The organism is Chryseobacterium sp. CS3K3.1, from assembly GCF_059515165.1.
Map to the genome: position 1 here is coordinate 439,020 of NZ_JCAKRV010000001.1, position 23,974 is coordinate 462,993.

Genomic DNA, 23,974 nt, shown 5'->3' on the forward strand with positions numbered 1-23,974 from the left:
TTCCGGCTGTTTTTTTATGGAAGATTCCAGCGTAATGATACTGCAGCGTAAAATGTACTTGAAAATCTGGGATCAGCTATTTTTTTGTCTCTGAAAATGCTGCTGATTTTCCGGTCATTTTCACTAAAGCTTCTCAGTATCGCTGTTCCACCCGTAAGACGTACGGTGAGCCTGTCATTGATTTTTAATTCCGGTCTGAGCCCTGCGGTGATCTGCTGATACCCTAACAACATCGATTTTCCGTTTATACTTCTCTCTGCCGTCATTCCGTTCAGTTCTACAACAGCTTTTAAAGCAAATTTATCCGAGAAAAGATATCCGGCTTCCATTCCTTCCGGGAAGTTGATCTTGAATTTAATCTTTCCGTTGGTTTTCCAGTCGAAATAAATCCACGGTAAAATCATAGGGACCCCAAAAGCAGTGGTAAGCACCGGCCCGGCCCCTAACGAAAGGTTAGGATTAAAATGCCTGATAAATAAAATTCCACCCTGCCCCAGTACATCATCGAAATCTATTTTCTCAAGGTCTGTATACACTCCTACGGATGCCGTCATCATCATACTCCACTTTTTACCTAAAGGCCTCATATGCTGTATTCCGACCTGTGCGCTCAGCATCTGATCCGGAAATAATGCTGTTTCATAATTTTTGTGATTCATCTTTGCATACGATCCGCTCAGCAGCATAGACCATGCTCTTACTTTTCCATCAGTATCTTTTTTTACAGATAAAGGAATGCTTAGATTCAGATCTACTCTTTTAAAATCACTTTTGGAATTGGTCTTTGTACTGTCTTCCGGACGGATGTAATTGGATGCAGGAATGTATTCGGTTTTAAGCTCTGCGGAGAGTCCGGACTGTGCACTTACCCAGTATCCTAATGGCAATATACAGCATAAAGCTGTCGAAAGGGTTCTTTTCATATTTTAAATTTTATGCAAAGAGAACCCTTTGACCATTTTTTACAAAAATTACTTGATTAAGTGCCCGGATTGTATGACAACAGGATCAAATACGAGGATTAATTTCCAGGCTGGGCAACCAATGCTGCAGTCACTTTTTGAGTCTTAAAAATACGATACCCGAACCATACAGCAATCAACGCCATAGCAGAACGCGTTACCACCATTGGAATGATGGAATCTGCTTCTAAAAAGCCCAGCAATGCTGACATTAAAAAGGTAACCATCAGCTGCGTAAAACCAAGTAGTGCAGCAGCTGTACCTCTTCCTTCTTTAAATGGTGACAGGGCATGGGCAGATGTGATGGGAAATAAAATACCAATAGCCAGCAATGACAGGTACAACATTGCAATTTCCAAGGCTACAGAAAGGTTTTCAGCTGCAACCAGAATATGAAGTGTACATACTACCAGTAAAACAATGGTAGCAGCAAACAAAAGGGTGGAATTGCTTATTCTTTTGATCAGTTTGGGTGTAATATAAGCTGCCGTTATCAATGCTAAAGAATTAAAAGCAAAAATAAAGCTGAATGTACTGCTCGAAAATCCATGAATCTCCATGAATAAAAACGGGGCATTGGAAATATAAATAATCAAAGAGGCAAAAGCAATGCTTCCTACCATCGTACTGTTGATAAAATCCCTGTTGGAGATGATCATTTTCAACTGATCTTTTAATCCTTTTTCATCCGGTATCTCATCATCAGAAAGCTTGATTCTGGTATTGGTTTCAGGCACATACTTGTAGACCATGAAAAATGTGATCAGTCCCATGATGCATAAAAAAGCAAAAGAACTGTTCCAGCCCCAGAATTTAAGGAATACACTTCCCAACAGCGGTGCCACAATGGGTGCGATTCCACTGATCTGCGACTGCTGTGAAAAGATGGTGACTGCTTTATGCTTATCATAGAGATCAATGATAATAGCCCTTCCGATCACAATTCCTGCACTTCCCCCGAACGCCTGCAGAAAACGCATGGCCCACAAAACATAAATATCCGATGTAAAATAGATGGCTGTAGCTCCGATAATAAAAAGCAAAAGCCCGCAATACAGCATTGGTTTACGCCCTTTTTTATCAGATAAAGGTCCCCACAAAAGCTGCCCGAAGGCAAATCCGGCAAAGAATACCGAAATAGAGATCTGAATATGCCCGATATCCGTTTTAAAGATTTCGGCCATACTTGGGAAAGCGGGAAGATAAAGATCTATACTTAACGACTCCAGTGTGTTGAGCAGTGCAAGAATAAACACTACAATACTTAAATTCTTCTTCATAAATAACAATAAGCCTTCGCAGGCGATTTTTTCAGCTGCAAAATTGCTGTAAAAAGCATCGTTTTTCAATAAAAGAACTGAAGGAAGTATAGGACAAACTGAAGATTTAAATAGAACAACAAATGAAAAATATTAGTTTTACTCTATTGTTGTGGTAAATATTGAGGATTACCCTTTTTCATTATTCTTAAAATTGTCGGGATTTTGCCCCGTATGTTTCTTGAAAAACCTTGAAAAATATGAAGCATCGTTAAATCCTAGTTTAAAAGCAATTTCCTTCACCGTGAGCGCTCCGAAGCTAAGCTCTCTTTTCGCCTCGAGGACAAGACGCTGAGAAATCATTTTTTTTACAGTCGTTCCTCTCAGATGACGCACAATATCATTAAGATGATGGGTACTTATCTTTAACTGATCGGCATAAAAACCAGTCTCTTTATGCACGATATAATGTTTGTCAATAAGTCCCACCAGCTCCTGAATACGCTGGCGGTCATTCAATAAAGGCTCCTGAGGGATAATCTGCTCCCCGATGATGATACAGAATGCTTTCAGATAAGCCTTTAAAAGCGCTGTTCTTGATGTTGTTGTATACTCCTGCTCCATCAGAGATATGATTGTACTGCAGGTTTTTTCATTTTTTGGATGTAAAAAAAAGGGAATTTCACCTCCGTTAAGTACTGATTCTATATCACATACTTCGTTGAAAATTTCCCTGCTTATTGCCATTGCATACCCTTCCTCTCCTTCCAGCTTCATATTAAAAGCCTGCCCTGGTGCAATGATACAGATTTGATTATTTTCCAGTTTATAGCTTTCAAAATCCAGTTCTAAGCGGCTGTTTTCATACACTTCCCTGAACCAGATGATTTCAAAAAAGTTATGTCGGTGAACATCATGAAAATTCTCCGGGCCTGCTGCGCTCAGTGTACTCATCTGAAACTCTTCAGAGGTCAGATGGTGAATGGGAATTTCTTTTTCAGGCGTAATCATTATTATGGTGTAAAATAATTAACTGGAAACAAAAACCACAGCAAAAAAAGTGCTGCGGTTCTCTTACAATATTTAAAATTAAATATAATTTTTCAATTTTATTGATATGCTTTTCCAGCCTACCTTCGTTCAGCTGAAAACAAAATAATAAATTAAGCTCCAGATGCTCACAAAAAATAAGACAAAAACGAAAGACTCTTTCAAGTTCTGATTTCGTTTTTTTATGTAATGTTTATATAAAGTAACTATTACAAACGTTATAATTACTAAACATGGTAGTACTGTAAAAGTATACATTTTATTGGTTTAAAAAAGCATCCCATCCCTGAGCAGTAAGGGCTACCAGTTGGTTGGATCCTCTTGCCACCATAAAGTTTCCATCTTCTTTTTCTACGGCATGTCCTATAATGGTAAAGTCCGGATGGTTTTTAATTTTATCAAAATCATTTGGTGAAATCGTGAACAGAAGTTCATAGTCTTCACCACCGCTTAAAGCAGTCATTACCGGGTTTAAATTCATTTCATCTGCCGTAGAAATGGTAAGATTATCCAACGGAATTTTTTCTTCATATAATCTGAAACCTACTTTGGATTGGTCTGAAAGGTGAAGGATTTCGGAAGCCAGACCGTCTGAAATATCAATCATAGAAGTTGGTTTAATATCCAGTTCTTCCAGGATCTTTTTAACGTCTGTTCTTGCTTCAGGTTTAAGCTGTCTTTCAAGGATATAATCATAGCCTTCCATTTCAGGCTGCATATTGGGGTCAGCAAGGTAAACCGCATGTTCTCTTTCCAGAATCTGTAACCCCATATAGGCTCCACCTAAATCTCCTGTTACAACAAGAAGATCATTTGGTTTTGCACTGCTTCTTTTTACGATGTTTTCTTCATTTTCAATTCCTACAGCCGTAATGCTCATCACCAGCCCTGAATTGGAGCTTGTTGTATCACCTCCAACCAGATCAACTTTGTACCTTCCGCAAGCAGCCTGAATTCCTGAATAGATTTCTTCTAAAGCTTCCACCGGAAAACGGTTGGATACCGCAAGGGAAACCAATATCTGTGTAGGTGTCGCATTCATCGCAGCAATATCACTTAGGTTCACGACCACTGCTTTATATCCTAAATGCTTTAAAGGAACATAGCCCAGGTTAAAATGAACTCCTTCTGCCAGTACATCTGTTGTAAGAACTACTTTTTTGTTGCCGGGATTAATGACCGCCGCATCATCTCCTACTCCAAGTTCTGAAGATTCATTGGATAACGGAAAATACTCTGTCAAATGTTTAATAAGACCAAATTCTCCTAATTTTGAAATGGGCGTCAGCTCCTGTGATTTATCTTCAAACATAAATTTCTTTTTATAAGTGATGGTTGATAAATGATAATTGATATTCCTGAATACAGATTTTCATTCTGTATCAACCATCATTCATCATTTATATATTAATTTCAGCCGGGTCAATATTGTGCGGGTGGAAAGGAAACTTTTTGAAGTCTTCCTTTGATAGTACAACAGTGTCCGGGGTTTTATATTTATTCATTGCTTCCACAACATCATCCGGCGGAGTGGTCATTTTTCTAAGCATCATATCAATCCATACGCCTGTAGCTTCTGCCGTAGCACAGTGCATTCCGTCCGGTGTATAGAATTTGTGTACGAAACGGTAGATGGAAGAATCTTCTGCACATCCGTCTATTTCCACACTTACGATTACCGTCTGATCTGCATAGATCTCTTTGAAGAAAGAATATCTTTCATGCAGGATCACCGGGCCGATTCCCCATCTGCTCAGCTGGGTAACCCCCATTTTCTCTTTAGTCATAAAAGCCATTCTGGCCTGTGCACAATATTGTACATATGATGAATTGGCCAGGTGCTTGTTGGCATCAAGATCGCTCCATCTTACTTCAAATTTATGGTAGAAAATCATATGAAAATCGTTTTTGATATAATTAAAATTATAATCTTCAAAAATACTCAAATAAGATGGTTTATAAAAATTGTACTTTTGAAAAAATAATCTTCCGCATAGGATTACCCATACATGAAACAGATCATTATTATCGGAGGCGGTGCTGCAGGCTTTTTCTGCGCATCTAATCTTGACGAAAAGAAATATACTATTACGATTTTAGAACAGAACTCAGATGTCCTTCAGAAAGTTAAAATTTCCGGAGGCGGACGCTGTAATGTGACGCACGCATGCTTTGATCCAAGAGAATTGGTTCAGTTTTATCCCCGTGGAAATAAAGAATTGCTAAGTGTCTTTACTAAATTTCAGCCTGGCGATACGATGGAATGGTTTGACCAGCGTAACGTTCCTTTAAAAATTGAAAATGATAACAGAACTTTTCCTGAAAGCAACTCTTCCCAGACCATCATCAATACTTTCCTGAATGAAACTCAAAAGAAAAACGTCAAAGTGCAGACAAAATGTACTGTAAAAGAGATTGAAAAACAGGACGAAAAGTATATTGTAAAGACCAATTCCGGAGATTTTGAAGCCGATTATATCGTTTACACGACCGGAAGTTCTCCAAAATCATTGAAAATTGTAGAAAATCTTGGTCATAAGATTGTGGATCTTGTTCCTTCGCTTTTCACCTTCAATATTAAAGATGAATTGCTGAAAGATCTTCCGGGAACAAGCTTTGAAAATGCAGGAATTTCTATTCCTAAGCTGAAAACCGATGAAAGCGGACCTTTGCTTATTACGCATTGGGGGCTTTCCGGGCCTGCTGTTCTGAAAATTTCTGCATGGGAAGCGATAAGCCTGGCAAAGTTGAAATACAACTTTGAAATTGAAGTGAATTTCGTTTCTGTTGAAATAGATGAAGCGGAAGAAATGTTTCAGAATTTCAAGCAAACCCATCCTAAAAAAACGATCGGACAAGCTAAGATCTTTGATATTACCAACCGGTTCTGGCAGAAAATTTTAGAGATCTCAAAGGTTGATCTCAACAAACAGGTGGCTAATATTTCCGGAAAAGAAATCCATAAAATACTTGAAAATCTTTGCCAAAAGAAATTTCAGGTAACCGGAAAATCAACATTTAAGGATGAGTTCGTAACGGCCGGAGGCGTTGATTTAAAGGAAATTAACTTCAAAAACATGTCTTCAAAATTACTTCCCAATTTCTATATCGCCGGAGAGGTTTTGAATATAGATGCCGTAACCGGAGGATTCAATTTCCAGGCATGCTGGAGTGAAGGATGGCTGATTGCACAGGATCTCAACAGCTTATAAAAAATTATTACTTTTAATAAAAACTAAATACATGAAAAAAATAGTTGCATTCGTTCTATGTCTGGGATCCGGCCTCGTCTTCTCACAAACGCAGAAAACCAAAACACCACCCACAGAAGATCATTCCAGAGATAAGTTTATTCCTGAACAAAGTAAGCAGGCAGAATATCCCGGGGGGCTTTCAGCATTTATGCGTGAGGTATCTCAAAAAATAAATACGAACCGAATAAAAGGAGCCAAAGGAAGAACAAGTTCACAAGCAAGGTTTTCTGTCAATGCTAAAGGTTATATTGAAACGATTATCGTAACCGGAGACAATGAATCCCTTAATCATGAAGTAGAAAGAGTGATGAAATCTATGAAAACTCAATGGAAACCCGGAGAATATAAGGGGAATACTGTAATGATTTGGTTTAATCTTCCTTTCGTTATTAATTTTGAATAATCAGAATGCTTTCTGCTAAAAGAAATACATCTATCTTTTTTAAAACCCTTTTAGTTCTAGGGTTCGGGTATTTCTTTTGGTTGATGCTTAAGATTACCTTAGAATACATTCCTTTTAATCCTGAAGTGAGTTTTCTGATGATTAAACAGACGGAAGTGGCTGAAAGACCAGAATATCTTACGTTTTTCTATACTCATGTTTATACGAGCATTTTTGTACTTCTTTCGGGTTTTCTCGCTTTGCTCAGAAAGAATTTTGGATTCAAAAATTTCCACAGGAATATGGGAAAAGTATATATTTTTCTCATTCTGATCTTTGCAGCACCTTCGGGAATTTATATGGGAATATTTGCCAACGGAGGTCTTTTGTCGAAGATTTCTTTTGTTATTTTGGGCTTTGTATGGTGGTTTTCAACATTAAAAGCGTATCAATTAGCCAGACAGAAAAGGTTTAAAGAGCACAAACAGTGGATGTGGCGGAGTTTCGCTTTTACTTTATCTGCTATTACCCTGAGAATGTGGAAGGTAATTATTGTATATTTATTTCATCCCAATCCTATGGAGGTCTATCAGATCATTGCATGGCTGGGCTGGATTCCCAACATCCTTATTATTGAATATTTAATCACAAAAAAACTTATATGAAAATTCTAAATTACACACTGATTTCCCTGCTTACAGTTTCTCTGTTAAGCTGCAAAAAAGAGGGAAAGACTACTGAATCAGGAAAAGATTCTCTGACTGCAAAGAAAGACTCTATGATAATCCCCGAGGTTCACAAAGAATATTACGGAATTTATACCGGTGAATTTGCCGGCATGGAAAAGGTTGTTGACCCAACAGACGGCTCAGAATATGATGTCAGCAACTACAAAAGAATTTCTTTGAAGATCAACAGAATCACCAAAGACAGTGTTTACGGACAAAGTATCGTAAATGGGAATCAGCGCCCGTTCAGAGGTGTTTTCAATGAATCCACGGCATCTTTTGTACTGGATGAACCCGGCAGTGACAAAACAGACGGAAGGTTTGAGGTAAAATTAAAAGGCGACAGCTTAACCGGAAAGTGGAATGCTTTTGATAAAACAAGTGTTAAAGCACCTTCCAAAACGCTTAAACTGACCAAAAAAGAATTTGTCTATAACCCGAATTTTATGCTGGATAAGGATTCTGATCTGGTAGACTGGTCAAACCCGAAAGAGTTTACCGAAAAATATACCGATGAAGAAACAGGAAAAACGGAAAGTTATAAAACCTCTAAAAACCGTATAGCATCTGAAGCAATTTTCAAGCTGAACGCATCCAAGCAGAAACTCACAGAAAAAGACCTTAAAAACTTAAGAAAACTGGATCTCGAGATCATCAAAAATTCTGTATTTGCAAGACATGGTTACTCTTTCAAAAAAGAAACCTACAGAAACTTCTTTGAGCAGACAGATTGGTATATCCCTGTTTCTAATAATGTGGACAATGATCTTTCTCCTCTGGAAAAGGAAAATGTGGCTTTACTGAACCGATTTACCAAATATGCAGAGGATAAATATGATAGTTTCGGCAGATAGAGAATAGGTTTTAGGAATCAGGGATTAGGGGTTGAGGTTAAGCCATCACTGTTTGTCATCTTTACGAAAATATAGAGCAGCAGACAGCCTATGGCATAGCAAAGGTTATCAATCCAGGAAAAAGAGTTTCCAATGACAATATACATCAGGCTTCCAGGACGGAAGCCTAGTTTTTCTGCAATATGGAAATACTGTGCAAATTCTACCGCAAAAGAAAAAATAAGAATTCCCGGAATCAGTTTCTGATCATTTACTTTTACAAAACTCTTTACAAACGTGTAAAGAAGCATAACCACAATCACATCCCCAAGATAAGCTCTTACGAAGAAAATATCACTTAGTTTGGTGGCAATCAATACTTCTGCAAGAAAAATAAATATGGTGAGAAGCAGATACTTCAGGCTGAACTGGAATTTCATTTTAAAATTGAGTTTAGGCATAAAAAATCGGTATTCAGGGAATACCGATTTATTTTTACAGGAACAAATATATTATTTCTTTACTTTAATTGTACACCCGATGGCTACAGTTTTAGATGTTTTCACCGTTTCCCCTTTGATCAGAGCATTTACGGCATCCTGTGCAAAATATTCCGATACATCATCCGGGTTATCATAATTATTGTCGATAGCACCAATGTATTTTACGATATTCTTTCCGTTTTCTTTTTTCAGTACAAAAACATGGGGTGTCTTTGTTGCTCCGTACTGCGGATAAACTTTCTGTCCTTCATCTACAAGATAAGGAAAAGTGAATCCTTTCTGCTTTGCTCTTTCAATCATCTGCTGATAACCGTCTTCCGGCTGTACATTGGGATCATTAGGATTGATGGCAATTACAGGATATCCCTGAGCTTTATATTTTTTATCCAGCTCAATAATCCTGTCTTCATATTTCTTTGCGTACGGGCAATGATTGCAGGTGAATATAACAATGAACCCCTTTGCGCTTTTAAAATCACTTAACGAAACCATTTTCCCGTCAATATTTTTAAGCCTAAAGTCAGTGGCTTCATCCCCTACTTCGTAGCCTTTTACAGACGAAACATTCATGTTCTTATCTGTAGTTTTATGATCATCTTTTGTTGTAAAGCTCAGTAATCCCAGCCCAACGACAAATGCGGTCATTACAATTTTCAGGTTTTTCATAATCGATTATTTATTACAGGTTTTCTTTAATTGTTTTTTCGAGATCTTCTTTGCTCATTTCACCGTCATTGAAATAGATTTTTGATCCGTTTTTATAGAACAGCGTTACCGGAATATTCCCGTCCCAGTCTTTTTCAAACCTTGGAATCCAGGTATTCATTCTCTTGATATCATCCAACAGAACTACTTCAGCAGTAAGGTTTTTATTTTTAATGAATTTCAATATCCTTTCTTTATCTGCCAGCCTGTCCAATGAAACCAAAATCATTTTAAATTTTTGATTATCACCATATTCAGCATTTACATCCATAAAATGAGGCAGCTCTTTTACACATGGTCCGCAGGTGGTAGACCAGAAGTTCACAACAAGCAATTTATCATGTTCCTGCTCAATACGCTTCTCCAGGTTTTCATATTGTACGACAGAAACTTCCGTCTGCTGGGCCTTGAAAACCGGGCAGCATACAAACAGGGCTAATATTTTTACTATATTTTTCATTTTTAAAATACAAACAACTACAAATCATCAATATACGAAAATAAAATTCACCCATTGGATCAATTTCTTATAAAAGAATAATTTATTTGTCCATTGATTCATTTTTTTGATATTTTTACGGCTTAAATTAAAACCATGAAAAAAGCTTATTTACTGCTGCCAGTATTCTTTTTGGCATCCTGCTCAAGCAGCAATGATGATACAGATTCATCCAACAACAATCAAAACAATAATGATAACAGCCCGGTTTTAGTAACAAAAATGGTTGCTGACGGCGAGACCTCAACTTATACTTACAATGGCTCAAAAATTTCCCAGATTAAAAACATTACCAATGGTGAAGTGACCTCTTTCAGCTATTCTGGAAATCTGATTACCCAGCAGGTAACAACGGGTTCAAGCACCAGCTATAAAACAACATATGTTTATGATGGAAGCAGCAGATTGAGCAAAAAAACATACAGTGAGACTTACCTTACGTCCGGAACTATTTCTACGGTAGAAACCAATTATAACTATCTTTCCGGTAATAGTGTAAAGATCACCTATACAGCAAGCTTTACCGGATCTTCAGCCGTAAGAACAGGCAGCAAAACGGCCACATTAAATGCCGACGGTTCTCTTAGCAGCTGGACAGAAACGGCATCAGTACCCAGTAATACAGGCGGTTTTCACAGTGCAACAGGTGCTTTACAACCTATTGTGTATGATACCAAAAATGTACCTTTTAAAAATATAACAGGATTTTTAAAAATTATTGATACGGAAGATGAAAACGGATCCGTACACAATATACTAAGTTATAATCATGTTCTTAATTATAACAACGGAGCAGGAAGCGGGGAATGGGGAATCTTTAAATGCGTTTATGAGTATAATAGCAGCGGATATCCTACAAAGAATGTCAAAACATACTATAATAAGACAGGAACGGGGGTAACAAATAGTGAAATGAACACTTACGAATACAATCATTTATAATACAAGGGAGCGCTTAAGGCGCTCTTTTTGTTTTCATTAACACATATGTTAATTTTATCACAATTGATGGAATTATATGAATGGTTTTGTATATTTGGGTTGAATCAAAAACTAAATTACCATGAAAAAACAAAACATTCAGCCTAAAAAGCTTACAAAAAGTGAATTAAAAAGAATTAACGGAGGAGCATTTTCTCCAAGGTGTCTGCGCGGATTCTGCATGCTGCCTGACTCTGTCGAACCGGTACCGGGCCTTGTAGGAAAAGACGGTTTCTGCTGTTAATGCATACAAATTAAATAAAACAATAACCCTAATCAAATCATCATGAAAAAATCAAACGCTCAGAAAAGAAAATTAACAAAAAGCGAACTGAAAGAAATTAACGGAGGTAACGGACCTGTTGTATGCCCGGAAGGACTTTGCGACAGAGGGGACGGTGAATATGTAATCGGGCCCGTAGGAAGAAACGGATACTGCTGTTAATAGCAAAAGCTTTGTTAGATACTAAAGATTGAGGCCGCACCTCAATCTTTTTTTTCGAAGGAGAAATCTTTTGCAAAAAGCTAACAATTTGAATCACAATATTTTGTAGTTATTAAAATAACTTGTAAATTAGCTTTTACCAAATTAAAATTATTATGAAAAATTCAAAGAATCAAAAAAGAAAACTTAGCAAAAATGAGCTGAAAGAGATCAGCGGAGGAGCCAACAGACCGATCTGCCCAAGAGTGATAAGCTGCACAGATCCGAATACCGGAGAAGAGCGATACGGAGTTCCCGGTATGCAGGATGGATTTTGTTGTTAACCAGGTTTATAATATTTAAACAAGGAATATGAAAAATTCAAACCTGAAAACGAGGAAACTCAACAAAGCTGAGCTCAAGAAAATCAACGGAGGGGCAGCTGCCTGCGCTGAAGGTTTATGCAAACTAAGAGGAGTCAGCCACTTCCTTATTATCGGCCCGAGGGGCAATGACGGCTACTGCTGCTAATCAGACTTTTAGCATTTATAAAAAATGATTGGATTACCCTCCAATCATTTTTTTTATCGCATTCAGCTTCATTAAAGCTTCAATCGGTGTTAACGTATTGATATCTATTTTCGTCAGTTCTTCACGAATATTCTCCAGAACAGGATCATCGAGCTGAAAGAATGAAAGCTGCATATTTTCTTCTGTCACTCTTTTAATGCTTTCTGAAGTACTTCCACTTCCTTGAGTTCTGCTCGCTTCAAGTGTTTTAAGAATTTCATTGGCCCTGTTTACCACTTTGGCAGGCATTCCGGCCAGTTTTGCAACGTGGATACCAAAACTGTGTTCGCTTCCGCCCGGAACAAGCTTTCTCAGGAAAATAATATTTCCTTTGTTTTCCTGAATAGAAACGTGGAAATTTTTCACCCTTTCGAAATTGACGGTCATCTCATTCAACTCATGATAATGCGTAGCAAATAATGTTTTTGCCTGCGTTGGATGCTGATGAAGATATTCTGCAATCGCCCATGCAATAGAAACTCCGTCATAAGTAGAAGTTCCACGGCCGATTTCATCTAATAAGATCAGGCTTCGTTCTGAAATATTGTTCAGAATATTGGCTGCCTCGTTCATCTCCACCATGAAAGTAGATTCTCCGGCAGAAATATTATCGGTAGCTCCTACCCTTGTAAAAATTTTATCCAGCATCCCGATCTCCGCATGTTTTGCAGGAACAAAACTTCCGATCTGTGCCAGAAGACATACAATAGCTGTCTGACGCAGAATTGCCGATTTACCGGCCATGTTAGGTCCTGTTACCATGATAATCTGCTGGGAGTCTTTATCCAGGAAGATATCATTCGGGATGTATTTCTCTCCTAACGGAAGTGCATTTTCAATGATAGGGTGTCTTGCTTCTTTTAAATCGATAGCATAACCGTCATTCAAAACAGGCTTTGTATAACTCTCAGATACAGCAAGTTCAGACAACCCCGCAGCCACATCAAGCTGGGCAATGATATTGGAATTCCCCTGAATCTGATCGATGTAAACCATTGTTTCTCCACATACATTTCGGTACAGTGACGTTTCCAGAACGCCTATTTTTTCTTCGGCACCAAGAATCTGATTTTCATATTCCTTCAGCTCTTCGGTAATGTATCTTTCTGCATTTACAAGAGTCTGTTTTCTTACCCAATCATCAGGAACTTTATCTTTATGCGTGTTTCGAACTTCAATATAGTATCCGAACACATTATTAAAATCAATTTTAAGGCTGGTGATTCCTGTTCTTTCAATCTCTCTCTGGCACATTTCATCTAAGAAACCCCGTCCTTTGCTCTGAAGATTTCTCAGTCGGTCCAGCTCTTCAGAAACCCCTTCTTTGATGATATTTCCTTTGGCAATACTTACCGGAAGTTCTTCATTAAGATGATCCTGCAGGAATTTAATCAATTCTTCCAGATCAAATAAAGGCTCTAACCATGCCAGCACACCTGCATGAGGATGCAATAATGCTTTGATTTTATGGATATTAATTAAACTTTGGCGTAAATACCCAAGTTCTTTAGGTGAAATTTTCTCTGCGGCCAGTTTTCCCATTAATCTGTCAAGATCTGAAATTGATTTCAAAAGCTGGCAGATTTCATATTTCAGAGGATCATTTTCGTTCAAGAAATCAATCAGGGAAAGTCTCCTCATAATCTCATCCACCGATTTTAAAGGAAGGATAATTCTCCTTCTCAACAATCTTCCTCCCATCGGAGTAGATGTTTTATCAATGATATCCAGCAGAGATTTCCCCTGTGGATTGCTTGGATAAACAATTTCAAGGTTTCTCAGGGTAAAGTTATCCATCATCAGATAATCTTCCTGAGGAATGATCTGCAGTTTCGTAATATGGGCCAGCAGATTATGATGGGTATCTTCTACGAGATACGCAAAAATAGCTCCTGCTGCTGTAATCGCCAGCGGAAGACCTTCCACTCCAAAACCTTTTAATGAATTGGTTTTAAAGTGATTTGTTAATTTTTCATAGGCAAAATTATATTGGAAGGCCCAGTCTTCAAGCTTAAAAGCATTTTTATTTTTGATCTGCTCCGGAATCTGTGTGCTTCTCTGGAAAATAATCTCGCTCGGATCAAAAGTATTGATAATGTGTAAAAGCTTTTCCAGGTTTCCTTCGCTTACCAGAAACTCTCCTGTGGAGATATCCACTAAAGCAATTCCGTACTTCTCTTTTTCCTTGTGTAATGAAAGAAGGAAGTTGTTCTTTTTGGAATTCAAAACCTGGTCATTGAAAGTAACACCAGGCGTAACCAATTCAGTAACACCACGTTTTACAATTCCTTTCACCATTTTAGGATCTTCCAGCTGATCGCAGATTGCAACCCTCATCCCGGCTCTTACCAGCTTGGGAAGATAAGAATCTATTGAGTGATGCGGAAAACCTGCAAGCTCTACACTGCCTTCTCCATTGTTTCTTTTGGTAAGAACAATACCCAGAATCTGGGATGTTTTCACGGCATCCTGCCCAAAAGTTTCATAAAAGTCTCCCACTCTGAAAAGTAAAAGCGCATCCGGGTATTTACCCTTGATGGTATTATACTGAGTCATTAATGGAGTTTCCTTCTTCGTTTTTGCCATAGTAAAAAATGAGCCCCAAATTTAAAAAAATAAATTCAGGGTAATAGAATTGTTTAAGGGTTAATCTTCCCGACTTTTCTTTATCAGTAATTAATCGTACTTTTCGCCTGTCAAATCACATTATTTATGGAATTTCCTGTCTTAGAGACTGAAAGGCTTACTTTGCGCCAGCTTACTTTTAATGATACCCAGGACCTTTTTGAATACTTTTCTCTGGATGAAGTTATGGAATATTATGACCTGGAAACCTTCAAAACCGAAGATGATTCCCGGCGCATTATCCAGCATTTTAACAGTGAATTCGAAAAAGGAAAAGGTTTCAGATGGGCTCTGGAACTGAAATCGAATGGAAAAGTTATTGGAACCTGCGGGTATCACAACTGGTACAGGGAGCATTTCCGGGCAGAGGTCGGATATGAGCTTAATCCAAAATTCTGGCAGCAGTCCTATATGAAAGAAGCCCTTCTTCCCATTCTTACCTATGGATTTGAAACGATGAGACTTCACCGTGTGGACGCATTCATTGATCCTTCCAATATTTCTTCTGACAGACTGTTGTCTTCTTTAAATTTCAGCAAAGAAGGAACGTTGAAAGATTATTTTTTTGAGAAAGGGAAATTTGTAGACGCAACAATCTTTGGACTTATCAATAAATAAATTGATTTAAATCTAACGCTAAGAAGCAAAGAAAATTGATATTGATTCTTCTTATTTTCGTTCGCAAAGGCATTTCATTTAGCAATTGAAGTGCTTTACTCGCTGAGTGAAATGCCTTTGCGAACCTTTATAAACAGATAAGCATTAAACTAGCGTTCAATGCGTTAAAATCACCTAAACTCTAATTCTTATCATTTAGAAAGATGCTTTTCCAAAGCCTCGGAACTTTTCTTGTAGGCCCATTTCTGCTTGTAATTCACCCATTTAGCTTTGAAAAGTTTTCGCATCAGTTTATCTGTATACCTCATAATGAAAACATGATAGAGCATATTGGCAAAAACGTTTGGCTTATTTGGAAGCGCTCTTAAAGAAAGAGAAAAACCAGGCTCAAGGTATCTATTGAAATGCCAGAATGCCCCGGGAATAAAAAGGGCATCACCATGCTCCATAAAGATTTCGTATCCTTTGGCATATTTCAGTGCCGGAAACTTCTCATAATCAGGATTTTCATAGTCAACCTCATAAATGGTATGAACGGATAAAGGAACTTTATATAAAAAGGGCGACTGCTTCTGATCAAAAAGCAGGATTCTTTTCTTTCCTTCAAAATGGATATGCATAAAATCACCTAAATCCACATCATAATGCATTAAAACATGCGCCTCACTTCCACCGAAAAATAAAGTCGGCAGTCTTTTAAAGAACTTTATTCCAAGATCAGGATAGGTGAAATTTTTCAGTAACTCGGGAAGCCTGTCTGTAATGATATAGAAAAAAATTCGCAGATCTGAAGGTTTGCTTTTGATGGTATCAATATAGTCCTTCATTTTCATCCGGGTCACCGGAGCATCAGAACTTTTTGCAGCATCAGCCGGTTTGTTATCATACAGCGGAACTTCCTGATCTCCTGCTTTTTCTTTGATATAGGCAAGATTCCATTTGTCAAAAGCTTCCCATCGGCTGGCAAAATTCTTAATTAAAAGAGGTTTCTGCTTTTTAAAATAATTTTTCTGAAAATCTTCTTTACTGATATCATTTACAATATCTACGTTTGCGAGGATCATGTACTTTGTATTTAATGCGAAATAAAAATAGTGTTTTTTTGAAACCTGAGAAAATTTAGATTAAAAGCGAGGGAAGCTGGAGGATGGATGCTGGAAGTTAATATTTGTCTGTAAACGCCTATACATCATTTCATAAAAAGATTTTATGAAATGACTTAGACCTCTCTTCGGCTTCAATAACTTCTCTCTTCCTGCTTCACACTTCCTTACTTTATTGGCAGAGCTCATATGAAAAATTTATATTTGTAGTAATAAGTGAATTTATGAGAGTCTACAATACCAAACATTTCATTAAAATCCTTTTCAGCTTACACAAAAGTGATACTTTAAAAATTCTTTTTCCGAGTATGGTTCTTGTAGGGCTGTATTCATGGGGAATTCAGTATCTGGAAGTTGAATATTTGCACCTTACCACAAAATCAGGAGTGAGCAATGTAGGTATGATCCATTCTTTGCTCGGTTTTGTGCTTTCACTTTTGCTGGTTTTCAGAACGAATACTGCCTATGACAGATGGTGGGAAGGTCGAAAACTTTGGGGAAAACTAGTGAATGACACGAGAAACTTTGCGATAAAAATCAATACTATTCTTGGTGACAACCGCCAGGATGCTGAGCAGATTGCCAGATATTTAAAATATTTCCCGCACTTTTTAGCCAAACATCTTTCCAAGGAATCTACAAGGCTGGCTTTGGATGAAGATTATTCTGAAATTGAAAGCTCGTTGAAAAACCATGGACCAAGTGAAATTGTTATTCTATTAAGCCATAAACTGAATCAATTAAAAAAAGAAGGAAAAGTTTCTGAAGTTGAAATGCTGTACTTAGACACCCAGCTTTCCGGATTTCTGGATGTATGCGGAGGTTGTGAAAGAATCAAAAATACTCCGATTCCTTACTCCTATTCTTCTTTCATCAAGAAGTTTATTATTCTGTATGTTTTTGCGCTGCCTATTGCTTACGTTATTACGATCGGGCTTTTTATGATTCCGCTTACTGTTTTTGTGTATTATGTTTTGATGAGTCTGGAGCTTATTGCAGAAGAAATTGAAGACCCGTTCAATAATGATGAAAATGATATTCCTATGGAAACCTTAGCTCAGAACATTGAGAAAAATGTACAGCAGATTATGATCAGAAAATAAAAAATCAAGCTTTTAAAGCTTGATTTCTTTAAGTTCGCCGTCCTGTTTTATCTCTACAAATTTGCTTTCCCTGTTGGCAGCAGAATATCCGTAGAAAAATGTGCTGTATATAGGAGTGGAATACAGATAGGCTCCATAGCCGTTATAAGCATCTGAGGTTCCTGTCTGCTGCTGGTAACTTGCCGTTGCCGTAAAGTTGACAATAGTTTCAAGATAATATTTACCGGGTTTGAGTTTTTCAAATTTAAATCTCCCATGGTCATCGGTTAAAGCTTCCACTCTATATTTAAAAGCCTCTTCTGACATATATACGGTGGTTTTTTTATTTTCATATTTCTTTCTCATGTTATAAAATTCCTCAAAATAAGGAGTAACAGGAAAAAGCATGACAACCGTACCTTTGGGAGCATAATGCTTTTCTCCAAGTAATGGTTTGATTCCCCAGTTGTTTTTTTGTTTGGTAGAAGCCACTCCTTCAATGGTAGAGTTTCCAAATCCCAGCATGTCTCTTGCGAGCTTTTTATCAAAAAAAGCTTGAGGATAATAAGTATTTTGTGCACTCAGGTAAATAAATCCCCATATTAATATGAATAATGTGAATAATTTTTTCATAGTATATTTTTGAGTCAAATATAAGTATTTTACTATTTTTGAATTAAAAATAGCTATGAAGCACATGTTTCTATTGTTTTTTTCCACTTCTGTCCTGATCATGGCACAGAAACCTTGTGGATATAAAGACGGATTACAGGAAGGAGCCTGTAAAGAATTTTATGACAATGGCCAGGTAAAAAATACCGTGGAATGGAAAAAAGGGAAACTGGATGGCGATGCTGTTTTTTATTATGATAACGGAAAAGTGCAGTCGAAAGGAGAATATAAAAAAGGATATAAAGTAAAAGAATGGTCGTATTTTGACAAAAATGGAGTTCTTACGTCCAAGGAAGTTTTCAGAAATGGGGAGAAGAATATTTATGATAACAGCCTTACCGCTACTTTTTATTCTCCTGCAGGTAAAATAACTGAAATTTCCAATTATAAATTCAATAAATTACAGGGTGAAAGCAAGACCTTTCATGAAGATGGGAAATCAATAAAAGATATTGGCCAGTATGACAACGGACTGGCTACCGGAAAGTGGAAAGTATTTTATCCATCAGGAAAATTACAGCGTGAAACTGAACTTGCCAACGATAAAAGAAACGGCAACAGAGTTCATTACCGTGAAGACGGAAGCATAGAAAAAACAGAGGTCTATAAAGACGGAAAATTAATCTCAACAAAATAATACAATTGGTACAGAAACTAAAACTGGAAGAACTTAACAGAATAGATGTAGAAACATTTAAGAAGGTTGAAAAAATTCCGTTGGTCATCATTTTAGATAATATCAGAAGTATGCACAACGTAGGTGCAGCTTTCAGAACGGCAGATGCGTTTTTAATTGAAAAAATAATCCTTTGCGGAATTACACCGCAGCCACCCCATCGGGAGATTCATAAAGCGGCATTGGGAGCCACGGAAAGTGTAGACTGGTCTCATGACGCAGATACCAATAACGCGATTGCTGATCTGAAAAGCAAAGGATACGAAATTATCGGGATTGAGCAGACTACAGGAAGCCGGCTTATTACCGATTTCACCATTGACAGATCAAAAAAATATGCCCTAATTTTAGGAAACGAAGTGGAAGGAATCAGCGATGAGGTTCTCCCGAATATTGATGTATTTTTAGAAATTCCACAGCTTGGGACGAAGCATTCTCTTAATGTAAGTGTGTGTGCCGGAATTGTGATGTGGGAATTTGCAAAAGCATTAAAATAAAAAAACTGCATATGTCCTTAGTAGACAGTGCAGTTTGAAATAAATCTAATAAAAAGTAAAAATGAAAGGCGACAAAGGTACTTTATTTTTTTTTACAAACAAATTTTGACGGCACTTTTTTTGTTTCATCTTAAAAAAAGTCGTGTTTTCAGAAAAAGTTTCATTTAATTTTTTATAAATTAGCACAATGTTTATCAAGGACTATATCTCAAAAGACTTTCCGTGTTTTAGCCTGTCTGACTCTATAGAGTCGGCCAGAAATATGTTGGAAGACTTTGGATATTCCCATGTTTTCATCAAAAAATCCCATCACTTCTACGGAGCTCTTGCCATGGATTTCCTGTATGAGGAAGATGGCGGAACACTGAAGGATCTGGAACACCAGATTGAACGTTTTGCCATTCTGGAGGACAATAATATTATGGACAGTATCCGTCTGTTTTATACCTTCAGCAGCAATGTGATTCCGGTGATTAATAAAAATGAGAAATATCTTGGGTACATTACCTGCGAAGATGTTTTTCAGGACCTTTCCCGTTATCCTTTATTTTCAGAAACAGGAGCTATTCTTACCGTAGAAACTCCGGCCAGAAAATATTCTATGACGGAAATTACCAACATTGTAGAAAGCAACAATTCGAAGTTTTACGGAGGGTTTATAAGCTTTATGTCTGAAGAGGTAGTTCAGGTCACCATAAAAATCAGCAATGAAAACCTGGCCTCGATAGACGCTACTTTTGACCGGTATGACTACAGAATCGTTGAAAAATATTATTCTGATGAGAAAACCGATCTGTTTAAAGACCGTTATGGTTTTTTACAAAAATTCATAGAAATATAACATGAAGGCAGCCATATATTCTCAGAAAAAGGATCTTGATACTTTTCTATATTTAAGTAAGTTTATCTCTGAACTTGAAGCAAGAGATGTAAAATCTGTTCTTTATGATGAAATGGCTGAAGCACTTCAGTTTTCAAAAATATTCGAAACGTTCAATTCCAAACAGGATCTTCTGGATAAAGAAGTGGATCTGTTTTTCACTTTTGGTGGAGACGGAACCATTGTAAACTCACTGACATTTATTGAAGATCTTGAAATTCCGGTGGTAGGAGTGAATACAGGAAGACTTGGTTTTTTAGCTTTTTTCACGAAAGAAGAAGCCTTTAAGGAACTGGATTCCATCTTAAAAGGAAATGTAAAAACAAGCCGCCGTTCTGTCATCGAAGTGGTTTCTCCAAAACTGGAGGGAGTTTTTCCTTACGCATTAAACGACGTTACCGTTTCCCGAAAAGAAACAACATCCATGATCACCGTTGACTCATATATCAATGACGAGTTTTTGAATGTATTCTGGGGTGACGGCGTGATCATTTCAACACCTACAGGTTCTACCGCCTACTCTCTGAGCTGCGGAGGCCCTATCATTTCTCCCAATAACGAAAATTTTGTCATTACTCCTATTGCTCCTCACAATCTGAATGTGAGGCCGTTGGTTGTGAATGATAAAGTAGAAATAAAATTCAGGGTGGAAAGCCGTGTACCACAATACTCTCTTTCTTTAGACTCCCGACTGATACATATAGAAACCGACAAGGAAATCATCATTAAAAAGGCAAAATTCCAGCTTCTTCTGGTGCAGCCCAACAGTTTGAGTTTCTATGAAACCATCCGTCAGAAGCTCCTTTGGGGCAGAGATAAAAGAAACTAGTAATTTCTTAAAAATGATTACCTTTACACGAAATTAAAACACCTAATAAATTTATAATAAAAAGTAAAACATGAGCAGAATTTTTCCGGCAGGAGTTGCCACAGGTCAGTTAGTTACTGATATCTTTCAGTATGCTAAAGAAAACAAATTTGCATTACCTGCAGTAAACGTAATTGGATCAAGCAACGTAAACGCTACGATGGAAACTGCAGCGAAATTAAACGCTCCTGTAATTATTCAGTTTTCAAATGGAGGAGCTGCTTTCAATGCAGGGAAAGGATTAAGCAATGACGGACAAAAGTCTGCAATCTTAGGAGCAATTGCTGGAGCAAAACATATTCACACTCTTGCAGAAGCTTACGGAGCAACGGTAATTCTACACACAGACCACTGTGCAAAGAAATTACTTCCTTGGATCGACGGATTGATGGATGCTAACGAAGAATTCTTCAAGCAAACAGGAAAATCTCTTTACTCTTCTCACATGTTGGACCTTTCTGAAGAGTCTTTAGAAGAAAACCTTGAAATTTCTGCTAAATATTTCGAAAGAATGGCTAAGCTTCAGATGACTCTTGAAGTAGAAATCGGGGTAACAGGAGGTGAAGAAGATGGTGTTGACAACTCAGATGTTGATAACTCAAAATTATATACTCAGCCTGAAGATGTAGCGTATACTTATGAAAAATTAAAAGCTATTTCTGATAACTTCACAATCGCTGCTGCTTTCGGTAACGTACACGGAGTTTACAAACCAGGTAACGTAGTTCTTACGCCGAAAATCCTTGACAATTCTCAGAAATATGTTCAGGAAAAATTCGGAACAGCTGCCAAGCCTATCAACTTTGTATTCCATGGAGGTTCAGGATCTACTTTAGAGGAGATCAGAGAGGCTATCGACTACGGAGTTATCAAAATGAACATTGATACTGACCTTCAGTTTGCATACACAGAAGGTATCAGAGATTATATGGTAAACAATATTGATTATTTAAGAGCTCAGATCGGAAACCCTGAAGGAGAAGAAAAACCTAACAAAAAATTCTATGACCCAAGAGTTTGGGTAAGAAAAGGTGAGGACACATTCTCTGCAAGATTGGTGAAAGCATTTGAAGATTTAAATAACGTAGATACTTTAAAATAAGAACTGTACATTTGTACCAATGTAAAAAGTATTCATAGAAATGCATTTACATTGGTACATTTTACATTTATACATTAATACAAGCAAAAATGGCATTCGACTGGTTTAAAAGAAAAGCAAAAAACATTACCACTTCTACTGATGAGAAAAAAGACGTTCCCAAAGGCCTTTGGCATCAGACTCCATCCGGAAAAGTAGTGGAACATGATGAACTAAAGAGAAATAACTATGTTTCTCCTGAAGACGGATTTCATGTAAGAATAGGAAGTGCAGAATTTTTTGACATCCTTTTTGACGGTGGTAAATTTACCGAACTGGATGCCAATGTTGAAAGTATTGATATCTTAAACTTCAAAGATACAAAGCCTTATAAAGACCGTTTGAAGGAAGTAAAAGCTAAAACAAAGCTTACAGACTCTATCAGAAACGCTGTAGGAACTGTAAAAGGAACTGAAATGGTAGTTTCATGTATGGATTTTGCTTTCATCGGTGGATCTTTGGGTTCTGTAATGGGAGAAAAGATCAGAAGAGCGGTAGATTACTGTATTGCACACAAACTTCCGTATATGATTATCTGTCAGTCCGGAGGAGCAAGAATGCAGGAAGCCACTTACTCTTTGATGCAGCTGGCAAAAGTTCAGGCTAAATTAGCTCAGCTTTCTGAAGCTGGACTTTTATACATCGCTTACCTTTGCGACCCTACATTCGGAGGAATCACTGCTTCTTTCGCAATGACTGCTGATATCATCATGGCAGAACCGGGAGCACTGATTGGTTTCGCAGGACCAAGAGTAATCCGTGAAACGATTGGTAGAGATCTACCGGAAGGATTCCAGACATCAGAATTCTTACAGGAAAAAGGATTTGTAGATTTCATCGTAAAAAGAACTGAAATTCAGGATACGGTTGCCAAAACAGTTAATTTATTAACTGTAAAAGCATAGTATTTGTAACAAAAACAATACAATCTCTCTCTAATTAGGGAGAGATTTTTATTTATGAGGACTTTTAAGATATTTTTCAATACCATCCGAAGCATGAGTTTTAAAAAGATTATCCGTCTTTTATCACTTGTTCTTCCCCATCCTCTTTTCGCTTTACTGAGTTTTTATGCAACAGTAAAAGCGTTTACCATTGCACAGAAAAAATTTCCTGATACAGCCTCCAACAATGGAATTGGAAACGCCTTCAGACATGCGCTGTGGTGCTGCTTCATTATGATGTACTGCTGTAAAATTTCTTCTCCGAAAAAAGCACTTGATTTCTGCAAAAGAATAACAGATATGCATGAAGAGCTTTTTCCGAATGAACCTTTGGAAACCAAAATGGATCTCCATAACAACAAAATCGGAATGGATTATTTCATGGAAATTTTACCGGGAATTCACCGCCAGTTTTTTGAAAAAAGCTTCTTTGTAGATGCATTAATCAAAAAAATGGATGAAGCTAAGGTTCTGAAAAATCTGGATGATGATTTTGAAGGACATCTTGTTTACCTGAAGGAGTAAATAAATCATTTTATCTTAAACGCTGAGGATCGCAAGGAAAATTTAAAAAATTTATGCATATTTTCGTCCGCAAGGGCATTTCATTCAGCTATGTTCTCTAATTTAAATTCTCTTTGCTGACTGCTACGAAAAATCAAACTTCATCATTAAAAACCTTTGCGTGCATTGCGTTAACAATATACTTTAAGATTAG

Annotated in this window: 28 protein-coding genes; 17 read left to right on the top strand and 11 right to left on the bottom strand. The window is 37.3% G+C overall.

Going from position 1 to position 23,974, the window contains the following annotated elements; genetic code table 11:
* Positions 1-14: 14 nt before the first annotated feature.
* From AC5YGI_RS01915 to AC5YGI_RS01935, 5 genes are all read right to left on the bottom strand, one after another.
* Positions 15-923 (bottom strand): DUF6268 family outer membrane beta-barrel protein, encoded by a 909-nt coding sequence (locus tag AC5YGI_RS01915; protein ID WP_330744815.1) that lies wholly within the window; start codon positions 921-923, stop codon positions 15-17.
* 98 nt (positions 924-1,021) lie between these two features.
* Entirely contained in the window at positions 1,022-2,242 is a 1,221-nt protein-coding gene (locus tag AC5YGI_RS01920) for a multidrug effflux MFS transporter (RefSeq protein ID WP_330744814.1), read from the bottom strand.
* Between the two features lie 168 nt (positions 2,243-2,410).
* Positions 2,411-3,232 carry a helix-turn-helix domain-containing protein gene (locus tag AC5YGI_RS01925; RefSeq protein ID WP_496167364.1) on the bottom strand — a complete coding sequence of 274 codons (822 nt, stop codon included), beginning with the start codon at positions 3,230-3,232 and terminating at the stop codon, positions 2,411-2,413.
* 298 nt (positions 3,233-3,530) lie between these two features.
* Positions 3,531-4,583, bottom strand: a complete 1,053-nt coding sequence (thiL, locus tag AC5YGI_RS01930; RefSeq protein WP_496167365.1) for a thiamine-phosphate kinase — start codon at positions 4,581-4,583, stop codon at positions 3,531-3,533.
* A gap of 88 nt (positions 4,584-4,671) precedes the next feature.
* A complete protein-coding gene (locus tag AC5YGI_RS01935) occupies positions 4,672-5,166 on the bottom strand; it encodes an acyl-CoA thioesterase (protein WP_288444340.1) in 495 nt (164 codons plus the stop codon).
* 114 nt (positions 5,167-5,280) lie between these two features.
* On the opposite strand from AC5YGI_RS01935, the gene AC5YGI_RS01940 reads away from it, so the two are divergent.
* From AC5YGI_RS01940 to AC5YGI_RS01955, 4 genes are read left to right on the top strand one after another with little or no spacing between them, the layout of a single operon-like run.
* On the top strand, positions 5,281-6,483 hold the full coding sequence (locus tag AC5YGI_RS01940) for a BaiN/RdsA family NAD(P)/FAD-dependent oxidoreductase (RefSeq protein WP_496167366.1): 1,203 nt from the start codon (positions 5,281-5,283) through the stop codon (positions 6,481-6,483).
* A 31-nt stretch (positions 6,484-6,514) separates the two neighbouring features.
* A complete protein-coding gene (locus AC5YGI_RS01945; RefSeq protein WP_330744810.1) occupies positions 6,515-6,928 on the top strand; it encodes a hypothetical protein in 414 nt (137 codons plus the stop codon).
* A gap of 5 nt (positions 6,929-6,933) precedes the next feature.
* Positions 6,934-7,572, top strand: a complete 639-nt coding sequence (locus AC5YGI_RS01950; protein WP_496167367.1) for a DUF2306 domain-containing protein — start codon at positions 6,934-6,936, stop codon at positions 7,570-7,572.
* A complete protein-coding gene (locus AC5YGI_RS01955; protein ID WP_496167368.1) occupies positions 7,569-8,489 on the top strand; it encodes a YARHG domain-containing protein in 921 nt (306 codons plus the stop codon). Before AC5YGI_RS01950 ends, AC5YGI_RS01955 begins: the two co-directional genes overlap by 4 nt.
* Positions 8,490-8,506: 17 nt before the next feature.
* Here the strand turns inward: AC5YGI_RS01955 and AC5YGI_RS01960 are convergent, their stop codons facing one another.
* From AC5YGI_RS01960 to AC5YGI_RS01970, 3 genes are all read right to left on the bottom strand, one after another.
* Complete coding sequence (locus tag AC5YGI_RS01960; protein WP_496167369.1) at positions 8,507-8,908, bottom strand: ribosomal maturation YjgA family protein; 402 nt, start codon at positions 8,906-8,908, stop codon at positions 8,507-8,509.
* Between the two features lie 72 nt (positions 8,909-8,980).
* Complete coding sequence (locus tag AC5YGI_RS01965) at positions 8,981-9,637, bottom strand: thioredoxin family protein (RefSeq protein ID WP_496167370.1); 657 nt, start codon at positions 9,635-9,637, stop codon at positions 8,981-8,983.
* Positions 9,638-9,650: 13 nt separating this feature from the next.
* Positions 9,651-10,136 carry a TlpA family protein disulfide reductase gene (locus AC5YGI_RS01970; protein ID WP_496167371.1) on the bottom strand — a complete coding sequence of 162 codons (486 nt, stop codon included), beginning with the start codon at positions 10,134-10,136 and terminating at the stop codon, positions 9,651-9,653.
* A gap of 135 nt (positions 10,137-10,271) precedes the next feature.
* Here AC5YGI_RS01970 and AC5YGI_RS01975 point away from each other — a divergent pair, with 135 nt between their 5' ends.
* The 4 genes from AC5YGI_RS01975 (at position 10,272) to AC5YGI_RS01990 (ending at position 11,924) form a co-directional block, all read left to right on the top strand.
* Entirely contained in the window at positions 10,272-11,117 is an 846-nt protein-coding gene (locus AC5YGI_RS01975; protein WP_496167372.1) for a hypothetical protein, read from the top strand.
* Between the two features lie 121 nt (positions 11,118-11,238).
* The gene (locus tag AC5YGI_RS01980) at positions 11,239-11,400 is read left to right on the top strand and encodes a hypothetical protein (RefSeq protein ID WP_171006249.1); all 162 of its coding nucleotides are present in this window, start codon (positions 11,239-11,241) and stop codon (positions 11,398-11,400) included.
* Positions 11,401-11,442: 42 nt separating this feature from the next.
* Positions 11,443-11,601, top strand: a complete 159-nt coding sequence (locus AC5YGI_RS01985) for a hypothetical protein (RefSeq protein ID WP_162800871.1) — start codon at positions 11,443-11,445, stop codon at positions 11,599-11,601.
* A gap of 155 nt (positions 11,602-11,756) precedes the next feature.
* Positions 11,757-11,924 carry a bacteriocin gene (locus tag AC5YGI_RS01990; protein WP_202842062.1) on the top strand — a complete coding sequence of 56 codons (168 nt, stop codon included), beginning with the start codon at positions 11,757-11,759 and terminating at the stop codon, positions 11,922-11,924.
* 220 nt (positions 11,925-12,144) lie between these two features.
* Here AC5YGI_RS01990 and mutS read toward each other — a convergent pair whose 3' ends face one another.
* A complete protein-coding gene (gene mutS / locus AC5YGI_RS01995; RefSeq protein ID WP_496167373.1) occupies positions 12,145-14,736 on the bottom strand; it encodes a DNA mismatch repair protein MutS in 2,592 nt (863 codons plus the stop codon).
* Positions 14,737-14,862: 126 nt separating this feature from the next.
* On the opposite strand from mutS, the gene AC5YGI_RS02000 reads away from it, so the two are divergent.
* Positions 14,863-15,393, top strand: coding sequence for a GNAT family N-acetyltransferase (locus AC5YGI_RS02000; protein ID WP_496167374.1), 531 nt, complete (start codon positions 14,863-14,865; stop codon positions 15,391-15,393).
* 191 nt (positions 15,394-15,584) lie between these two features.
* On the opposite strand, the gene AC5YGI_RS02005 is transcribed toward AC5YGI_RS02000, so the two are convergent.
* Entirely contained in the window at positions 15,585-16,457 is an 873-nt protein-coding gene (locus AC5YGI_RS02005) for a cupin-like domain-containing protein (RefSeq protein ID WP_496167375.1), read from the bottom strand.
* A 263-nt stretch (positions 16,458-16,720) separates the two neighbouring features.
* On the opposite strand from AC5YGI_RS02005, the gene AC5YGI_RS02010 reads away from it, so the two are divergent.
* Positions 16,721-17,599, top strand: a complete 879-nt coding sequence (locus tag AC5YGI_RS02010; protein WP_110009020.1) for a bestrophin family protein — start codon at positions 16,721-16,723, stop codon at positions 17,597-17,599.
* 12 nt (positions 17,600-17,611) lie between these two features.
* On the opposite strand, the gene AC5YGI_RS02015 is transcribed toward AC5YGI_RS02010, so the two are convergent.
* Entirely contained in the window at positions 17,612-18,211 is a 600-nt protein-coding gene (locus tag AC5YGI_RS02015) for a hypothetical protein (protein ID WP_227941281.1), read from the bottom strand.
* A gap of 64 nt (positions 18,212-18,275) precedes the next feature.
* On the opposite strand from AC5YGI_RS02015, the gene AC5YGI_RS02020 reads away from it, so the two are divergent.
* The 7 genes from AC5YGI_RS02020 to AC5YGI_RS02050 all read left to right on the top strand — a co-directional run bounded on the left by AC5YGI_RS02020 (position 18,276) and on the right by AC5YGI_RS02050 (position 23,781).
* Entirely contained in the window at positions 18,276-18,887 is a 612-nt protein-coding gene (locus AC5YGI_RS02020) for a toxin-antitoxin system YwqK family antitoxin (RefSeq protein ID WP_330744800.1), read from the top strand.
* Positions 18,888-18,892: 5 nt separating this feature from the next.
* Positions 18,893-19,423 (top strand): RNA methyltransferase, encoded by a 531-nt coding sequence (locus AC5YGI_RS02025; RefSeq protein WP_110009018.1) that lies wholly within the window; start codon positions 18,893-18,895, stop codon positions 19,421-19,423.
* Positions 19,424-19,610: 187 nt separating this feature from the next.
* On the top strand, positions 19,611-20,264 hold the full coding sequence (locus AC5YGI_RS02030; RefSeq protein ID WP_110009017.1) for a CBS domain-containing protein: 654 nt from the start codon (positions 19,611-19,613) through the stop codon (positions 20,262-20,264).
* A 1-nt stretch (position 20,265) separates the two neighbouring features.
* Positions 20,266-21,132, top strand: a complete 867-nt coding sequence (locus AC5YGI_RS02035) for an NAD kinase (RefSeq protein WP_110009016.1) — start codon at positions 20,266-20,268, stop codon at positions 21,130-21,132.
* A 70-nt stretch (positions 21,133-21,202) separates the two neighbouring features.
* Positions 21,203-22,273, top strand: a complete 1,071-nt coding sequence (gene fbaA / locus AC5YGI_RS02040; protein WP_137904522.1) for a class II fructose-bisphosphate aldolase — start codon at positions 21,203-21,205, stop codon at positions 22,271-22,273.
* An 89-nt stretch (positions 22,274-22,362) separates the two neighbouring features.
* Positions 22,363-23,217, top strand: coding sequence for an acetyl-CoA carboxylase, carboxyltransferase subunit beta (gene accD / locus AC5YGI_RS02045; RefSeq protein WP_105700341.1), 855 nt, complete (start codon positions 22,363-22,365; stop codon positions 23,215-23,217).
* A gap of 54 nt (positions 23,218-23,271) precedes the next feature.
* Positions 23,272-23,781, top strand: a complete 510-nt coding sequence (locus tag AC5YGI_RS02050; RefSeq protein WP_110009013.1) for a DUF6973 domain-containing protein — start codon at positions 23,272-23,274, stop codon at positions 23,779-23,781.
* Positions 23,782-23,974: the final 193 nt, after the last annotated feature.

Coding starts and splice junctions, on each gene's coding strand:
- AC5YGI_RS01950 (WP_496167367.1), top strand. CDS start 6,934: ATGCTTTCTGCTAAAAGAAATACATCTATCTTTTTTAAAACCCTTTTA.
- AC5YGI_RS02050 (WP_110009013.1), top strand. CDS start 23,272: ATGAGGACTTTTAAGATATTTTTCAATACCATCCGAAGCATGAGTTTT.
- AC5YGI_RS01980 (WP_171006249.1), top strand. CDS start 11,239: ATGAAAAAACAAAACATTCAGCCTAAAAAGCTTACAAAAAGTGAATTA.
- AC5YGI_RS01945 (WP_330744810.1), top strand. CDS start 6,515: ATGAAAAAAATAGTTGCATTCGTTCTATGTCTGGGATCCGGCCTCGTC.
- AC5YGI_RS02000 (WP_496167374.1), top strand. CDS start 14,863: ATGGAATTTCCTGTCTTAGAGACTGAAAGGCTTACTTTGCGCCAGCTT.
- thiL (WP_496167365.1), bottom strand. CDS start 4,583: ATGTTTGAAGATAAATCACAGGAGCTGACGCCCATTTCAAAATTAGGA.
- AC5YGI_RS02030 (WP_110009017.1), top strand. CDS start 19,611: ATGTTTATCAAGGACTATATCTCAAAAGACTTTCCGTGTTTTAGCCTG.
- fbaA (WP_137904522.1), top strand. CDS start 21,203: ATGAGCAGAATTTTTCCGGCAGGAGTTGCCACAGGTCAGTTAGTTACT.
- AC5YGI_RS01935 (WP_288444340.1), bottom strand. CDS start 5,166: ATGATTTTCTACCATAAATTTGAAGTAAGATGGAGCGATCTTGATGCC.
- AC5YGI_RS01965 (WP_496167370.1), bottom strand. CDS start 9,637: ATGAAAAACCTGAAAATTGTAATGACCGCATTTGTCGTTGGGCTGGGA.
- AC5YGI_RS01955 (WP_496167368.1), top strand. CDS start 7,569: ATGAAAATTCTAAATTACACACTGATTTCCCTGCTTACAGTTTCTCTG.
- AC5YGI_RS01975 (WP_496167372.1), top strand. CDS start 10,272: ATGAAAAAAGCTTATTTACTGCTGCCAGTATTCTTTTTGGCATCCTGC.
- mutS (WP_496167373.1), bottom strand. CDS start 14,736: ATGGCAAAAACGAAGAAGGAAACTCCATTAATGACTCAGTATAATACC.
- AC5YGI_RS01985 (WP_162800871.1), top strand. CDS start 11,443: ATGAAAAAATCAAACGCTCAGAAAAGAAAATTAACAAAAAGCGAACTG.
- AC5YGI_RS02010 (WP_110009020.1), top strand. CDS start 16,721: ATGAGAGTCTACAATACCAAACATTTCATTAAAATCCTTTTCAGCTTA.
- accD (WP_105700341.1), top strand. CDS start 22,363: ATGGCATTCGACTGGTTTAAAAGAAAAGCAAAAAACATTACCACTTCT.
- AC5YGI_RS01960 (WP_496167369.1), bottom strand. CDS start 8,908: ATGAAATTCCAGTTCAGCCTGAAGTATCTGCTTCTCACCATATTTATT.
- AC5YGI_RS01970 (WP_496167371.1), bottom strand. CDS start 10,136: ATGAAAAATATAGTAAAAATATTAGCCCTGTTTGTATGCTGCCCGGTT.
- AC5YGI_RS01915 (WP_330744815.1), bottom strand. CDS start 923: ATGAAAAGAACCCTTTCGACAGCTTTATGCTGTATATTGCCATTAGGA.
- AC5YGI_RS01925 (WP_496167364.1), bottom strand. CDS start 3,232: ATGATTACGCCTGAAAAAGAAATTCCCATTCACCATCTGACCTCTGAA.
- AC5YGI_RS02035 (WP_110009016.1), top strand. CDS start 20,266: ATGAAGGCAGCCATATATTCTCAGAAAAAGGATCTTGATACTTTTCTA.
- AC5YGI_RS01940 (WP_496167366.1), top strand. CDS start 5,281: ATGAAACAGATCATTATTATCGGAGGCGGTGCTGCAGGCTTTTTCTGC.
- AC5YGI_RS02005 (WP_496167375.1), bottom strand. CDS start 16,457: ATGATCCTCGCAAACGTAGATATTGTAAATGATATCAGTAAAGAAGAT.
- AC5YGI_RS01920 (WP_330744814.1), bottom strand. CDS start 2,242: ATGAAGAAGAATTTAAGTATTGTAGTGTTTATTCTTGCACTGCTCAAC.
- AC5YGI_RS02015 (WP_227941281.1), bottom strand. CDS start 18,211: ATGAAAAAATTATTCACATTATTCATATTAATATGGGGATTTATTTAC.
- AC5YGI_RS02020 (WP_330744800.1), top strand. CDS start 18,276: ATGTTTCTATTGTTTTTTTCCACTTCTGTCCTGATCATGGCACAGAAA.
- AC5YGI_RS01990 (WP_202842062.1), top strand. CDS start 11,757: ATGAAAAATTCAAAGAATCAAAAAAGAAAACTTAGCAAAAATGAGCTG.